Origin of the sequence: Streptomyces tatrensis (assembly GCF_049310065.1) — a bacterium.
In the GTDB taxonomy this organism is placed as follows: domain Bacteria; phylum Actinomycetota; class Actinomycetes; order Streptomycetales; family Streptomycetaceae; genus Streptomyces.
Map to the genome: position 1 here is coordinate 3,462,212 of NZ_JBMDLB010000011.1, position 14,560 is coordinate 3,476,771.

At 73.0% G+C, this 14,560-nt stretch carries 12 protein-coding genes and 1 tRNA gene; 8 read left to right on the forward strand and 5 right to left on the reverse strand.

The genetic code is table 11. The features are described 5' to 3' along the window. Nucleotide 1: 1 nt before the first annotated feature. Nucleotides 2-1,630 (reverse strand): dynamin family protein, encoded by a 1,629-nt coding sequence (locus ACODT5_RS31465; protein WP_422522521.1) that lies wholly within the window; start codon nt 1,628-1,630, stop codon nt 2-4. 323 nt (nt 1,631-1,953) lie between these two features. On the opposite strand from ACODT5_RS31465, the gene ACODT5_RS31470 reads away from it, so the two are divergent. Beyond that, nucleotides 1,954-2,026, forward strand: a tRNA-Arg gene (locus ACODT5_RS31470). A 157-nt stretch (nt 2,027-2,183) separates the two neighbouring features. Here the strand turns inward: ACODT5_RS31470 and ACODT5_RS31475 are convergent. Continuing rightward, complete coding sequence (locus tag ACODT5_RS31475) at nt 2,184-3,167, reverse strand: AfsR/SARP family transcriptional regulator (RefSeq protein WP_422522522.1); 984 nt, start codon at nt 3,165-3,167, stop codon at nt 2,184-2,186. Between the two features lie 392 nt (nt 3,168-3,559). Between ACODT5_RS31475 and ACODT5_RS31480 the strand changes: the two genes are divergently transcribed. After that, on the forward strand, nt 3,560-5,866 hold the full coding sequence (locus ACODT5_RS31480; RefSeq protein ID WP_422522523.1) for an MMPL family transporter: 2,307 nt from the start codon (nt 3,560-3,562) through the stop codon (nt 5,864-5,866). Nucleotides 5,867-5,892: 26 nt separating this feature from the next. Further along, complete coding sequence (locus ACODT5_RS31485; protein ID WP_422522524.1) at nt 5,893-7,257, forward strand: metallophosphoesterase; 1,365 nt, start codon at nt 5,893-5,895, stop codon at nt 7,255-7,257. Nucleotides 7,258-7,352: 95 nt separating this feature from the next. Here the strand turns inward: ACODT5_RS31485 and ACODT5_RS31490 are convergent, their stop codons facing one another. Then, nucleotides 7,353-7,823 carry a phospholipase gene (locus ACODT5_RS31490; protein ID WP_422522525.1) on the reverse strand — a complete coding sequence of 157 codons (471 nt, stop codon included), beginning with the start codon at nt 7,821-7,823 and terminating at the stop codon, nt 7,353-7,355. Between the two features lie 168 nt (nt 7,824-7,991). Between ACODT5_RS31490 and ACODT5_RS31495 the strand changes: the two genes are divergently transcribed. Further along, on the forward strand, nt 7,992-8,561 hold the full coding sequence (locus ACODT5_RS31495) for a hypothetical protein (RefSeq protein ID WP_422522526.1): 570 nt from the start codon (nt 7,992-7,994) through the stop codon (nt 8,559-8,561). 19 nt (nt 8,562-8,580) lie between these two features. Here the strand turns inward: ACODT5_RS31495 and ACODT5_RS31500 are convergent, their stop codons facing one another. Both ACODT5_RS31500 and ACODT5_RS31505 read right to left on the reverse strand, forming a co-directional pair. Further along, the gene (locus tag ACODT5_RS31500) at nt 8,581-9,237 is read right to left on the reverse strand and encodes a nucleoside deaminase (RefSeq protein WP_422522527.1); all 657 of its coding nucleotides are present in this window, start codon (nt 9,235-9,237) and stop codon (nt 8,581-8,583) included. Nucleotides 9,238-9,244: 7 nt separating this feature from the next. Then, nucleotides 9,245-9,892 carry a hypothetical protein gene (locus tag ACODT5_RS31505; protein WP_422522528.1) on the reverse strand — a complete coding sequence of 216 codons (648 nt, stop codon included), beginning with the start codon at nt 9,890-9,892 and terminating at the stop codon, nt 9,245-9,247. Between ACODT5_RS31505 and ACODT5_RS31510 the strand changes: the two genes are divergently transcribed. The 4 genes from ACODT5_RS31510 to ACODT5_RS31525 all read left to right on the forward strand — a co-directional run bounded on the left by ACODT5_RS31510 (nt 9,891) and on the right by ACODT5_RS31525 (nt 14,550). After that, nucleotides 9,891-10,304 carry a GNAT family N-acetyltransferase gene (locus tag ACODT5_RS31510; RefSeq protein ID WP_422522529.1) on the forward strand — a complete coding sequence of 138 codons (414 nt, stop codon included), beginning with the start codon at nt 9,891-9,893 and terminating at the stop codon, nt 10,302-10,304. The genes ACODT5_RS31505 and ACODT5_RS31510 overlap by 2 nt on opposite strands. A gap of 264 nt (nt 10,305-10,568) precedes the next feature. Next, entirely contained in the window at nt 10,569-11,798 is a 1,230-nt protein-coding gene (locus tag ACODT5_RS31515; RefSeq protein ID WP_422522530.1) for a S8 family peptidase, read from the forward strand. A gap of 310 nt (nt 11,799-12,108) precedes the next feature. After that, nucleotides 12,109-13,401: a hypothetical protein gene (locus tag ACODT5_RS31520; RefSeq protein WP_422522531.1), complete on the forward strand. Its 1,293-nt coding sequence runs from the start codon at nt 12,109-12,111 to the stop codon at nt 13,399-13,401. A gap of 129 nt (nt 13,402-13,530) precedes the next feature. After that, nucleotides 13,531-14,550, forward strand: a complete 1,020-nt coding sequence (locus tag ACODT5_RS31525) for a WxL protein peptidoglycan domain-containing protein (protein ID WP_422522532.1) — start codon at nt 13,531-13,533, stop codon at nt 14,548-14,550. Nucleotides 14,551-14,560 lie beyond the last annotated feature (10 nt).

A 14,560-nucleotide genomic window follows, 5' to 3' on the forward strand; every position in this document is an offset into this window, starting at 1 on the left:
GTCACCTCTCCTTCTGCAGTACGGACAGCGCGGCGATCAGCTCGGCCTGGGGTTCGGGACTGACTTCGAGCGCTTCGATCGGGGCGAGGCGGCGGTCGCGTTCGGCGCGCAGCACCTGGTCGAGGTGTTCGGCGACGAGCTCGCCGCCGCGGTCGCGCAGGCGTACGGCGGCCTGCACTCCGATCCGTTCGGCGAGCTTCTCCCCGGCCGGCCGGGCCCGTTTGCCGCCGAGCAGGGCCGCGACCAGCAGGGCGGCGACCCCGTCGGGGTCGGGCGCCGGCTGCTTGTCGAGCCGTGCGACCTCTTCCTCGGCGAGTTCCTCCAGCACGCGCCGCCAGCGGCGTACGGCCACGCCGATGCGTTCCGCCGCTTCGCGGTCGGGGGCGGGCAGGGAAACGGCGCCGGCGGCGGGCTCGCGCCGCCATGCCTCCGCGATGCGTTCGTCGGCGGCGGCGACGGCGCACTGGAGCAGCGCCGCGAGGGATTCCGCGAGGGAGTCGAGCAGTTCGTCGGCGCTGGTGTCGAGCGGGTAGCCGCGCCAGCGGGTCAGCGCGTCCCCGGCGAGTACGGCGCCCCGGTCCAGGCGGCCCCGGACCCGCTTGCCCTCCCGCTTGTAGGCGTCCTCGACGGCGAAGGTCAGCCGTACGGCGGCGGCGTGCTGGGCCGCGACGGCCGACGCGAGCTCCGGCATCCGGCGCCCGAGGGAGTCGAGCGCGCCGAGCGCGGTGCGCCCGACCGCGTACTGACGGGCCGCCGGGTCCTGCGCGTGGTGCGCGAGCCAGGCGAACAGCGGGGCCACGGCGCTGGCGGGCAGCAGCCCGCCCCCGCCGGCCGATTCGGGCAGCTCGGGAACCGTGAACCGGGGTACGTCGCCCAGCCCGGCCCGGGTGAGCAGGGCCCCGTACTGACGGGAGACCTCGGCGAGCACCTGGTGCGGGACCCGGTCGAGGACGGTGACGAGGGTGGCCTTGTACTGCTTGGCGGTGCGCAGGAGGTGCCAGGGCACGGCGTCCGCGTACCGCGAGGCGGTGGTGACCATCACCCAGACGTCCGCGGCGCAGATGAGCTGGGCCGCGAGCGTGCGGTTGTCGACCACGAGGGAGTCGATGTCGGGGGCGTCGAGGATGGCGAGGCCGCGGGGCAGGGTGGAGACGGTCTCGATCCGCACCTCGCGGGTGGCGGGCGGGTGCCCGTGGTGGCCGCCCGGCCGGTGGGGCCTGCGGGCGGAGGCGGGGGTGTCCTCGTCGTCCTGGGGGGCCCAGACCCGCATCAGATCGGGCAGCACCCGCACTCCGGCGAACCAGTGGTGGTCATCCGGATGGCAGACGAGGACGGGGGTGCGCGTCGTGGGCCGGAGTACCCCGGCTTCACTCACTTGGCGCCCCACGAGGGAGTTGACGAGAGTGGACTTACCGGCCCCGGTGGACCCGCCGACGACGGCGAGCAGCGGCGCCTCCGGCGCCTTCAGCCGGGGTACGAGATAGTCGTCGAGCTGCGCGAGCAGCTCCGCTCTGGTCTGGCGGGCGCGGGGGGCGCCGGGCAGGGGCAGCGGCAGACGCACGGACGCCACCCGGTCGCGCAGGGCGGACAGGGCATCGAGCAGCTGAGGCCGAACATCCAAGGTCACCACATGCGAAGAATGCCCAATTTAGGAGCATTTTTGAAGCTTATACGTCCTCTGCGCGCCGAGCGCTACTCCAGCGGCACATCCCGGACACAGCGGACGAGTGGGGCGCAGGCATAACGAGTGCACAACACCCGGGGCGCCACGGCGCAAAAGCGGTGCGAGAATCGCACCTGCCTGCGATTATCGGGACCGCTTCACCGAACCTCCACATCGTGGCACGCGAGTGAAGCAACCGGGACAAGGCAACCGGAGCCCTATCCTTGACCCGGCACGGACCAAAGCCCCACCCCCGTCCAGGGGCTCCAGGCCACCACGGCCACCTTCCGGCCCCCGTAGCTCAGTGGATAGAGCAGGTGCCTTCTAAGCACTTGGCCGCAGGTTCGAGTCCTGCCGGGGGCACACTTCCCGTCCCACCCCGAAGCCCTCCCATGTGGAGGGCTTTCGTGCAGGTCAGGGCACCTTAGCGCCGCCACCGTAGTGGCAGCGTAAGCGCAGACGCGAAAGCCCCGGAACTCCCCGGGGGAGGTCCGGGAGAGGTCCGGGGCGGGCCGGCAGGTCAGCCGAACGGGCCGCGGCGGGCCGGTGGGAGGCGCGGGGCGGGGACGAACTCGTCCTCGGCCGCCCCGCTGTCCCGGCGCAGGGCCGACATCACCATCAGCTGCGGATCCTGGAGCAGCAGTCGCGCGTGCAGGGCCCGCAGGGCCGAGCCCGGCTCCACGCCGAGCTCCCGGACCACGCGGGCGCGCTGGGCGCCGTACACCGTCAGTGCCTCGTTGCCCCGGTCCGAGCGGTAGAGCGCGAGCATCAGCAGCCACAGGAAGCGCTCCCGCAGCGGGTACTTGTCCACCGCGTAGTACAGGTACGGAACGGCGTTGCGGTGCCTGCCCAGCTCCAGCTCCAGCTCGGCGCGCACCTCCATGTCCGCCAGGAAGCGCTCCTGGCGGTAGAGCCGTTCACGGTCGAGCATGGGCCCCTCGAGCCCTTCCGCGAGCGGCCCCGTGGACATCGTGCGCGCCTTTTCCAGCAGCCCGACCGCCTGCGGGATCTCGCCCTTGCGTGCGGCGGCGATGCCGGCGGCGGCCAGCCGTTCGTACTCGTACAGGTCCACTTCGGAGTCGCCGATGTCCAGCCGGTAGCCGCCGGCGGACCACTCCAGGGAGACTCCCCGGCCGTCACCCTTGTCGCCCTCGCCGGCCTTGTCGCCCGTGCCGCCCTTGCCGCCCTTGCCGCCCGAGCCGCCCGCGTCGGCCGCGTCGGCGGACAGCAGGCCGCGCAGGCCCGAGACGGACTTCTGGATCAGGTTCTTCGCGTAGGCCGGATGGTCCTCCCCCCAGAGGGCCTCGATCAGCTGATCGACCCCGGTCTCCATGCCGGGTCTGAGCAACAGCACCGCCAGCAGGGCTCGCTGTTTGGGCGGACCCAGCTCCAGCGCCTTCGTTCCCCGATTGGTCTGCAGCGGTCCGAGAAGGCGGAACCGCAGTCGCGACGGGCCTCCGTCGCCTTCCTCGAAGCCGCGCTCGCGCAGCAGTACACCAGACATTTCCACTCCCCAGACAAACCTTCGTAAGGCTAGGCATTACCGGCTGGTTCTCGTCGCCCGAAGGCCTGGTGAGAGGGAGGTCATACCGCGTGACGCCCTGACGCCGTCCGGCAATTGAGAGGGGCCAAGGGCGTACGTCCGCGACGGCGGCGACCAACAGGGCCTGCGGAGGACGGTCCTGCGGAGGCCGGTCCTGCGGACGGTCAGCGATCACTCCAGCGGCTGGTCAAACGCCGCCCTCCAAGGTGAACCCCGCGGCGACACACGAGCTCGCGGCCCGACTCCGCTCCACGGATCCGAAGCGCCCGGGCTCGGTCGAGGTCCCGGTCCTCCCCAGAGAGCAGAAAATGCCGAGCACACCGAGAACACAGCAGTCCCCTCGCACCGACCCCGTGGAACATCCCTCCGCACTGCAGCGCTGGGGCCGGGTGGCCGCCTCGCGGTCCCGGCTCGTGGTCTGGGTCGGCATCGGCCTGGCCGTACTGGGCCTGGTCCTCGCCGCCGGCACCATGGACCGCCTGGTCCTGAGCCGCTTCGAGACCCCCGGATCCGAGTCCGTCACCACCCGGGCCGTCCTGGAAAAGGAGTTCGAGGCGGGCACGCCCAGCGTGCTGCTGATGGTCACCGCCCAGCAGGGCGCCGTGGACGAGGCGACCGTCGCGTCCGAGGGCCGCGCCCTGGAGCGGGAGCTGGCCGGGCAGGCCGGGGTCGCCGAAGTCTTCTCGTACTGGTCGCGGGGCAACTCGCCCACCATGCGCGGCAACGACGGCAAGCAGGCCCTGATCATCGCCCGCATGTCGGGCACGGTGACCGAGGCCCGGACCCGGCTGGCGGACATCTCCCCCGCCTTCACCCGCGACAGCGCCCTGCTGAAGGTCCGGGTCGGCGGCGGTGACGAGGTGTTCCGGCAGGCCGCCGAGCAGTCCCGCAAGGACTTCCTGCGGGCCGAGATGATCGTCTTCCCGCTGGTGCTGCTCCTGCTGTTCGCCATCTACCGGCGGTTCTCGGCCGCCTTGCTCACCCTCGGCATGGGCCTGTTCTCGGTGATCACGACCCTGGCGCTGATGCGCGGCGTCACGTACATCACCGACGTCTCGACCTTCGCCGCCAACCTGGCCCTGGTGATGGGCATCGGACTCGGCGTCGACTACAGCCTCTTCGTCATCAACCGCTTCCGCGAGGAGCTGCGGGCCGGCCGGTCCGTGCACGAGGCGGTCGAGCGGTCGGTCGCGAACGCCGGCCGCACCGTCGCCTTCAGCGGTCTCACCGTGATCCTGTCGCTGGCCGCCCTGCTGCTCTTCCCGTTCCCCTTCCTGCGCTCGTTCGCGTACGCCGGCATCGCCACGGTCCTCACCTCGGTCTTCGCGGCCCTGGTGATCCTGCCCGCCTCGCTGGCCCGCCTCGGCCACAAGGTCGCCCGCAAGAACGAGAACACCCGCCCCGAGCAGGGCTGGTGGCACCGCACCGCCCTGCGCATGATGCGCCGCCCGCTGCTGTACGGAATCCCGGCGCTGGTAGTGCTGCTGGGGCTGGCCTCGCCGGCCCTGGGTCTCACCTTCGGCGTGCCGGGTGCGCAGGTGCTACCCCGCGACGTGTCCAGCCGGGTGGTCCAGCAGCAGATCCTCGACAACTTCGCCGCCGAGGAAACCAGCGCGATCAAGGTCCTGCGTACCGGCCAGGCCGGCACCGACGCCAACCGGTCCTCGATCGAGGCCACGGCCACCGAGCTGTCCCGGGTCTCCGGCATCCACCAGGTCGACGCCCTCACCGGTTCGTACGCGAAGGGCCGGAAGATCGCCGAACCCGGCGAGTCCTCCCGCCGGTTCGCGAACGAGCAGAGCACCTGGTACTCGGTGGTCGCCACGCACCGCACCGTCGCCCAGGACATCGACCGGGCCCGCTCCGAGATCCGCTCCGTAGCCGCCAAGGGCGCCGAGCCGGGCACGGTGAAGATCGGCGGCTACCCCGCCGAGCTGAGCGAGTTCCGCTCCGAGCTGGTCGACCGGCTGCCGCTGGTCTTCGGGCTGATCCTGGTGACCACGTTCCTCGTGCTGTTCCTGATGACCGGCAGCCTGCTCCTCCCGGCGAAGGCCATGCTCCTGAACACCCTGAGCATGGGCGTGATGTTCGGCGTCCTCGTGTGGATCTTCCAAGAGGGCAATCTGGCCGACCTGTTCGGCTTCACCCCGAGCGGCTCGATCGAGCCCAGCATCCCGATCCTGATGTTCTGCGTGGCCTTCGGCCTCTCCATGGACTACGAGGTCTTCATGCTGTCGCGGATCAAGGAGGAGTACGCGCTCACCGGCGACAACGCGGGCGCGGTGGCCGCGGGCCTGGAGCGCAGCGGGCCGCTGATCACCTCGGCGGCGGTCATCCTCGCCGCCTCGTTCGCCACGTACGCCTCGTCCGAGATCGTCTTCCTCAAGATGCTGGGCATCGGCATGGTCGTGGTCATCCTGGTCGACGCCACGCTGATCCGCGCGGTCCTCGTACCGGTCTCCATGCGGCTCGCCGGCAAGGCCAACTGGTGGGCCCCGGCGCCCCTGCGCGCGTTCCACGCGCGGTTCGGCATCTCCGAGTCGTCGGCCCCGGCGGCGCCTGCTGCCGCTTCTACCGCTTCTACCGCTTCTACCGGCAATGCCGCTGCCTCCGGGCAGCCCGCCACGGCAAGGGTCGGCGTACCCGCCGACCGCGCCTGATCCGTCCGGAGCGAGAGGGGAGAGACGTGCTGGGATTCGGAGTGACGGCGCTCATGCTGGTGGGCTCCGCCGCCGTCCACTACTACCTGTGGATCCGGCTGGTCCGTGACACGACCAGGCCGGGGACGTCCGTGCGGCGGCCGGCCACGTGGGGGGTGGTCCTGTCGGCGCTGCTCGCTCCGGGGACCCGGATCCTCACCCCGCTGTTCGATCCCTCGGACGGAGGCGGTGGCCGGTTCCTGGCGTGGCCCGGCTACGTCCTGATCGGAGTGCTGCTCTACCTGCTGCCGACGCTCGTGATGCTCGAACTGCCGCGGGCGTTCGCGCTGCGCACGTGGCGGCGGGCCGGGCAGCGGACGGACACGGCTCCGGTGCCGGTGCCGGTACCGGTACCGGCGGCCGTGTCGGGGGCGTCGGCGGCGGCGGCTGTGTCGGCACCGGCCGAGGCCGGGGCTGGGGCCGGGGCCGGGGCTGGGGCTGGGGCCGGGGCCGGGGCCGGGGCCGGGGCTGGGGCCGGGGCCGGGGCTGGGGCCGGGGCGCAGGACCGCCTGGTCGGCCGCCGGCTCTTCCTCGGCCGGGCGGTAAGCACCCTGGCCGGGGCCACCGCCCTCGGCACCGTGGGCTACGGCATGTCCTCGGCGCTCGGGGACCCGCTGATCAAGCGCGTACCGATCACCCTCTCCAAGGTGAACCCGCGCCTGGCCGGTCTGCGGATCGCGGTCGTCAGCGACATCCACCTGGGGCCGCTCCTCGGGCGCGCCCACACCGAGCGGATCGTCCGGATGGTCAACGGCCTGCAGGCGGACCTGGTGACGATCGTCGGCGATCTCGCCGACGGAACGGCGTCCCAACTGGGGCCCGCGGCCCGGCCCCTGAAGGGGCTCGAATCGCGCTACGGAAACTTCTTCGTCACCGGAAACCACGAGTACCTCTACGACGGGGTCGAGGACTGGCTGGACGAGATGCGCAACGTCGGTGTCCGCCCTCTGGTGAACGAGCGCGTGGAGATCCGGCACAACGGGGCCTACCTCGACCTGGCCGGGGTCGAGGACCTCGCCGGGGAGGAGCACGGCCGGGGGCCCGACCTCGGGAAGGCCCTGGGCGGACGGGACCTGTCGCGTCCCGTCGTACTCCTCGCCCACCAGCCGGTGTTCGCCGCCGAGGCCGCCCGGCACGGGGTGGACCTCCAACTGTCCGGGCACACGCACGGCGGCCAGATGTTCCCGCTGACCGCGATCACCGAACTGGCCAATCCGGTCAACTCCGGCCTCGGCAAGGTGGACGACACCAAGGTGTACGTGACGAACGGGGCGGGTTTCTTCGGCCCACCGGTCCGGGTCGGCGCCCCGGCGGACATCAGCCTGCTGGAACTGCGCTCCCCGCAGGCGTAGCCCGTGTAGCCCGTGTAGCCCCCGTAGCCCGCGCACTCACGCACCACCCCGTCCCAGGACCGGCCCCGGCTGCCGCCGGTGGACGGTCCGGAGGGCTACTCGAAGGTCTTGACGGCCTGGTAGTAGGTCCACGCGGTGCCGTCGCAGGAGGCCTTGCGGGCGCCCGAGTAGCGTGCGCACGCCCGCTTCAGGTCGGCGTGGAACATCTCGTCCAGCCGGGGCTTGGCCGCCCGGAACTCCCCCGCCGCCTTGTAGTTGCGGTAGCCGAAGTCGTGCCGGGCGCAGGCCGTCCGGAACGGGAAGCCGAAGGGGTTGTCCGGGGAGGTGGTGCAGTAGTCCGTGGTCCAGTCGAAGGCGTACGGCTCCCACTCGCCCTGGTTCCCGCGCGCCGCGGCCCAGGCACCCTGGCTGGCCGTGCCCGGCTGCGTCCAGCCGCTCAGCACCTGCGGTTTGTCCTCGGGAACCTGCGGGGCCCGCAGAGCCGCGGACGCCGGGGGCGCGAAGGCCAGCACGGCTGCCGCGGCGGCGGAGAGGAGGGCGGGGGCGAGGGCGGGGCGGCGGGGCACGCAGCGTCTAACGAAGGGTGCCGACCGGGGTGTCGGGCGTGGCAGCCGCGGGCGCCCGGAGGGCGGGACCGGTACTCAGGTATGAGCCGATGTCACTCTTCCGGCAGAGATCCGCTTCAGCCTCGGGAGGGACGCGGACTACGTCCTCCGCCGCGAATACTCGTAGACATGAACCGCCGTCCTCTCGTCATCGCCGCCGCCACCGTGGGAGTGCTCGCCACCGCTGCCATCGCCCTGCCCAACCTCCCGCCCAACCCCCTGACCGACACGATCAACGACCGGGTGTTCAAGGAGAAGGGCATGCGCTTCGCGACGGCCGCCGACGCTCCGACGCGTGCGGAGCCGGCGATCGGAGAGCCCGCGCGCGGGAAGTCCGCGCGCGGGGAAGAGACGTGGGTGCTGCCGCGTTGGGTGCCGAAGGACGCGACCGACGTGCGAATAATGGCGCGCACCGACGGCAAGGCGCGGCTGCTCCGCTTCACGCTGGGCGCGACCCCGCTGGACGGCCCGCAGTGCTCGGCGGGCACGCCGAGCAAGCACGCGGGGACGGCGCTGGAGGCCAAGTGGTGGCCTGCGGGCACCGGGGCCGAGGAGCGGCCCGAGTGCCGGGGTACCTACCAGTACCAGGTCACGGTGCGCGGCAAGGAGGTCTACGCCTGGACCGACGGCACCCCTTCCCCGGACGCGGGCACGCAGGACGGCACCCCGGTGCGGCAGGTGTCGGCCACGACCCCCTGACCCGGGTCCGCCCGGGGGTTCAGCGAGCCGTGCGCAGCTCGCGGGCCGCCGCGAGTTCCGTCAGGCGGGTCCAGTGGGGGCGCAGCCAGTCCTCCGGCGAGGCGGCCGTCGGCAGTCCCGCCGGCAGACCGTCGTGGAAGGCCGTGGTCTCCGGTTCGACGGCTCGGTGGTGCGTCAGGATCCGCGGTTCCCCGGGGCCGTCCGAGGCAATGGCCACGCTCCGCAGGAACATGGTGTTGGCCACGAGCAGCCAGTGCGGCCGGCCCGGGTCTGCGTCGGCGCCGGCGCCGTTGGCGCTCGACAGCGCCCACGGGTCCGGGGCCAGGTACCGCACCCGGCCGACGCCCGTGAACTCGGCCGCCGCCGCGCACATCGAGCACGGCTCCTGGGTGCTCCAGAGCGTCGCCGTGCCGAGGTCCCAGCCCGTTCGGGCGGCTCCGAGCGCGTTCATCTCGGCATGGGCGAGCGGCGTGCCGCGCAGCGGCCCCGTGCCCGGGCCGTCCTCGTACGCCTCGTTGCGCCCCTCGGCGACCGGCTTCCCGTCGGCGTCCGTCAGGACCGATCCCACCGCGAGGCCTCCGGCCGCGAGCGACTCGTAGGCAAGGGCGAGCGCCCTGCGCAGAGGCTCCGGCGCTGCGCGCCACTCCGTGTCGAAATCGTGCTCCCCGTTGGTCATCCGGCCATTATCGCGACCGCCTTGACCACCGCCCTGGCACCATCCCCCGCACCGTCCTCGCCGCTGTCATCACCCCGTTCGCCACCGCTGGCGTCACCCCGTTCGTCACCACTTGGGTCACTCCTGGCGTCACCCCATTCGCCACTACCGTGGGCGCCTCATTCGGCATCGCCACCGGCTCCTCACTCGCCGCCGCTCGCGCCATCGCCACCCCCACCCCCATCACGATCACGATCACGATCACGATCACGATCGCCACCAGCACCGGGGCCGGGGCCGGGGCCTGGGCCGGGGCCTGGGCCGGGGCCTGGGCCTGGGCCTGGGCCTGAGCCTGGGCCGAGGACGGAGCCGGGGACGGAGCCGGGGACGGAGCCGGGGACGGGGACGGGGCCAGGGCCAGGGCCAGGGCCAGGGCCAGGGCCGGGGCCGGGGCCAGGGCCGGGGCCGCGGACGCGGCCAGGGCCGGGGCCGCGGACGCGGCCAGGGCCGGGGCCGCGGACGCGGCCAGGGCCGGGGCCGGGGACGGGGCCGAGGACGGGGCCGAGGACGGAGCCGGGGCCGAGGACGGAGCCGGGGACGGGGCAAGGACCGGGGCCGGCATCGGCACCGCAATCGGGACCGGCAGCGGCAGCGGCAGCGCTATCGTCGCCGCCATGGACATCCGCCCCGCCCGCACGGTCTCCGAACTCCTCGCCGCGCAAGACCTCTTCGACGGTCCCGCCCGCGCGGACTGGTCAGAGCGGTTCCTCGCCGCCCCGGGGCACCTGATGCTGATCGCCTACGTGGATGGCGCGCCCGTCGGCATGGTCTCCGGCATCGAGATGATCCACCCCGACAAGGGCACCGAGATGTGCCTCTACGAGCTCTCCGTGGACGAGGCCCACCGCCGGCGCGGCATCGGCCGGGCCCTGACCGAGGCGCTCGCCGCCGAGGCCGAGTCGCGCGGCTGCTACGGCATGTGGGTGGGCGTCGACACCGACAACGAGGCCGCGCTGGCCACGTACCGGGCCTCCGGCGCCCGCGACGAAGGCGTCTTCAGGATGCTCGGCCGGCCCTTCGCCCGCTAGGGCCTGTCGTCACACTCCCGCCTGCCTCGCGACGCCTGGCACGCGCTCTCGCCGCACCGGGCGAAAACCAAGTACGTCCATACGCGGGCCTCCGCCCGGCACGCCGAGAGCACGCACCAGACGCCGCGCGGCCGCCCTTCGGGCGACGGCGGGAGTGTGACGACAGGCCCTGGGGAGGGTCGCCGCCCCCCGGGGCGGCGTGTCGTGGGGCCAGTCGGCGCACCCTCCGCGCGGGCGGCCCGTGCCTCGCCGAGCATCGGCGGCATGACCGCATTCACCGCGCTGCTCCCGGCCGCCGCCCTGCTGGCGGCGGCCACCGCCCTGCCGCCGTACGCCGACACCGCCGCAGCCGCCACCGCCGACGCCCCCACCGCCCCCTACGTCGTCGTCCTCGAGGACGCCGCCACCCGCGCCTCCGGGGCCGCCGTCACGCGCGCCCTCGCCGCCGAGGCCGAGGCCGCCGGCGACCGCGTCGGGTCCGTCTACGACACCGCCCTGAACGGTTTCGCCGTCCACACCACCGCCGCCCGCGCCGCCGAACTCGCCGCCGATCCCCGGGTCGCCTCCGTGGAGCCCGACATGGTCTTCCGGATCGACGACACCCCCCTCGACGCCCCCGCCGCTCCCCTCGTCCAGGCCCCCGCGCCCTGGGCGCTGGACCGGCTCGACCAGGGCGAACTGCCCCTCGACGGCTCGTACACGTACCCGGCCAAGGCCGAGGGGATCACCGCGTACATCGTCGACACCGGGATCAACACCCTGCACCAGGAGTTCGGCGGCCGGGCCCGCTGGGGCGCCAACGCGGTGTTCATGGAGGGCGCCACGGACTGCAACGGCCACGGCACGCACGTCGCGGGGACCGTCGGCGGAGCCACCTACGGGGTGGCCAAGGGGGTTTCGCTCGTCGCCGTGAAGGTGGCGGACTGCCGTGGGGACGCGACCCTGTCGGCCATCACGCGCGGCCTCGACTGGATGGTCAAGGACGCCCTCAAGTCGCCCGCCACCCCGGCCGTGGCCAACATGAGCCTGGGCGGCGGCCGCAGCTTCGCCCTCGACCGGGCCGTGACGCGGGCGATCGCGTCCGGGATCACCTTCGCCGTGGCGGCGGGCAACGCCGGCGAGAACGCCTGCACCGGCTCCCCCGCCGCCGTCCCGCAGGCACTCACCGTGGCCGCGACGGACGCGGCGGACCGGCGGCCCGCCTTCTCCAACCACGGTGCCTGCGTGGACCTCTCGGCCCCCGGCGTGGCCGTCACCTCCGCCTGGAAGGGCTCCGTCACGGCCACCGCCCGCGCCTCCGGCACCTCGATGGCGGCCCCCCACGTGGCGGGCGCCGCCGCGCTGGTGCTGGCGCAGGGCGCGGCGGCCGGCGGCCCGCGCCAGACGCCCGCGCAGGTGGCCGAAACTCTCGTACGGGACTCCGTGCGGGACCGGATCACCGCCCTGCCCGCCGGGACGCCGAACCTGTTGCTGCACGTCCCGACCGGCCCGTAGCCCGTACGGGGCCCTCCGCCGGCGGCGCTTCCCCCCGCCCCGGCGGACCCCGGCCGGACCACCGCGGATGCCCGCTCCGAAGGCCCGGTCCGAAACCCCACCCGCCCCACCCGCACGGCCACGGGCCAACGGGTATCCGCCGCTCCGCTCCACCCGGCCTGATGGCACATCAATTTCTGTGTGCTTCGGGCGAAAGCAAGTCATTGACTTCTCAATCCCGCGACGCGTCAATGTCGGCCACCGCACCGGCTCGACCTCCCCCACACAGCGGGTGGGGGGAGGGTTCGTATGACGAAGGAGTCGCGACCCAGTGAGTACAACGTTTCGACGAAGAGTTCTGGCCGGGGCTGGCGCTCTGTCCCTGGCCCTGACGGGCGCCGTAGTGGGTCTGTCGGGCACCGCGCAGGCCGCGACCAAGACGACGCCCGTCCCGATGGACTGCGTCGCGCCGGCGCCCCAGCCGGGTGGTTCGGGCACCCAGCCCTACACGATCACGCTGCCCGACGGCGCCAAGGCCGGCGACGTGGTGCCGATCACCATCGACCCGGGCCCGAGCCCGGTCGTCCCCGGGTTCGCGGTGACGACCACCAACGTCTCCAAGATCACCCTCAAGGTCGGCTCGACCCTCCAGACCGTGGTCAGCCCGCCCGAGACGGTCAACGTGCAGCCCGGCGTACCCCTCGACCCCGCCGGCTTCTCCGGGACCATCAAGGTCCCGGACGGCTCCGAGGGCACCACGGTTCAGGTGGCCCTGGACCTGGCGGTGACCGACGCGAGCCTCATGGGCTCGGTCTTCACCACCACCTGTACGCCCAACCCCCGCCCGAGCGCCTCGCTCGGCTCGGTGGTCGTGGAAGCGCTGCCCAAGGACCCGATCACCACCAAGCTGACGCCCAACAGCGGCGAGGCGGGCACCGCAGTCGTCGTCACGGGCGCCAACTTCCCTGCGGGCGCGGTCACCTGTTCCGCGCTGAAGAACGGCACGGCCACGGGTGACACGGGTACCGGCACGGCCACCGCGGCCGGCGTCGCGACCTGCAACATCACCGTCAACCAGCCCGCCGACGCGATCAAGATCGACGGCTCGATCCTCCCGTACAAGGGCTTCATCTTCATCGTTCCGCAGCCCGGTGTGCAGAACCCGGTGGACGTAGAGGTCCTGCCCGGCCCGCTGGCCATCGGCCCGCAGGCGGGCAACCCCGCCGTCAGCTTCGGTTCGGTCACCATCAACGGCAAGTCCCAGTCGGTCGTCGGTCAGTTCACCGCGATGGCCGTCCAGGACTTCCGCGGCGGGACCCTCGGCTGGGACGTCTCGGCGACCCGGACGCCGTTCCTGAACTCGGTCACCGGACACTCCATGGCCACGGCGCAGATCGGCATCCAGCCGACCTGCAAGGTGACCAACCCGGCCAGCCCGAGCGTCTGCACCACCGGTACGCCCGGTGCGATCTCCGACGTCCCGCTGAAGGTCGCCTCGGCGGCCGCGGGCGGCGAGAACCTGACCGGTGGAGAGTTCGAGATCGGCGGAGCCGGAATGATCCAGCTCCCGCCGTTCATGTTCGCGGACACCTACCAGTCGGTCGTCACCTTCTCGATCGCCTGACCCGTACGACCCCGCTCCACCCGGGTGGTGCGGCGCTCCGGCGCCGCACCACCCTTCCGCGCACCACCCCTCGCCGACGATCCGCCGGCTCACGCCCTCCCCCCGTCCGGCCCGACTGGAGAACCGCCCATGCGCACCCGCACCCTCCTCCTCGGCCTGCTCCTCGGCCTCGCCGCCCTGCTGCTCCCCGCCCTCCCCGCGACGGCCGCGGACAACGGCACGTGGGGCGTGTTCCCGACGCCTCCGGCCGGTGCGGCGATGACCGACCGCGCGTACTTCTTCCACCAGGGCGAGGCCGGCACCACCATCAGCGACAGCGCGACGATCGTGAACTCCTCCGACAAGGAGCTGACGTTCCAGATGTTCGCCACCGACGCCGTGAACACCCCGGTGGGCGGCGGCTTCGCGCTGCTGCCGGTGGAGACGAAGCCCAAGGACGTGGGCACGTGGGTCGCGCTGCCGCCGGAGACCAGGAACACCGTCACCGTGCCGCCCAAGGGCCGCAAGGACTTCCCCTTCTCCGTGAAGGTCCCGGCGGACGCGACGCCCGGTGACCACGTGGGCGGGATCGTCGCCCTCAACACCGCCGTGGAGGGCATCCAGCAGGAGGGCAAGGTCCAGGTCGGGGTGAAGCGCCAGGTCGGCGCCCGGCTGTACTTCCGGGTCCCGGGCCCGGTGACCCCGGGGCTGAGCGTGGAGGACGTGAAGATCAGCCGGGCGGCGCCGCTGCTGCCCTGGGTCAAGGACGCCCGCGCCAAGATCACGTACTCCCTGGTCAACCGGGGCAACGTGGTCGTCGAGCCGAAGGTGACCGTCTCCGCCGAGGGGCTGTTCGGCCGCCGGGTGCTCGACCGGCCGGCCCGCGAGCTGAAGCTCGTGCTGCTGCCCGGCCAGCGGATCGAGCTGACCGAGGACTGGGCGGACGCACCCCAGTCGGACTGGGTCACCGTCGACATCACCGCCGGCGCCTCGGCCTACCCCGACCTCGTCTCCTCCTCCGCCACGGACCTCATCGCCGTACCGTGGACCGCGCTCGGCGCCCTCCTGGTGCTGGCCGGCGCCGCCATCGCCGCCCGGGTGGTGCGCCGGCGCCGCCGGGCCGCCGCCGAACAGCCGGAACCGGCACCGGACTTGGCTGAAGTGCGCTGATCGGCAAAGG

What these genes read in the sequence shown, in the direction of transcription:
- ACODT5_RS31475 (WP_422522522.1), bottom strand. Translation starts at nt 3,167, where the DNA reads ATGTCTGGTGTACTGCTGCGCGAGCGCGGCTTCGAGGAAGGCGACGGA.
- ACODT5_RS31495 (WP_422522526.1), top strand. Translation starts at nt 7,992, where the DNA reads ATGAACCGCCGTCCTCTCGTCATCGCCGCCGCCACCGTGGGAGTGCTC.
- ACODT5_RS31500 (WP_422522527.1), bottom strand. Translation starts at nt 9,237, where the DNA reads ATGACCAACGGGGAGCACGATTTCGACACGGAGTGGCGCGCAGCGCCG.
- ACODT5_RS31510 (WP_422522529.1), top strand. Translation starts at nt 9,891, where the DNA reads ATGGACATCCGCCCCGCCCGCACGGTCTCCGAACTCCTCGCCGCGCAA.
- ACODT5_RS31505 (WP_422522528.1), bottom strand. Translation starts at nt 9,892, where the DNA reads ATGGCGGCGACGATAGCGCTGCCGCTGCCGCTGCCGGTCCCGATTGCG.
- ACODT5_RS31515 (WP_422522530.1), top strand. Translation starts at nt 10,569, where the DNA reads ATGACCGCATTCACCGCGCTGCTCCCGGCCGCCGCCCTGCTGGCGGCG.
- ACODT5_RS31525 (WP_422522532.1), top strand. Translation starts at nt 13,531, where the DNA reads ATGCGCACCCGCACCCTCCTCCTCGGCCTGCTCCTCGGCCTCGCCGCC.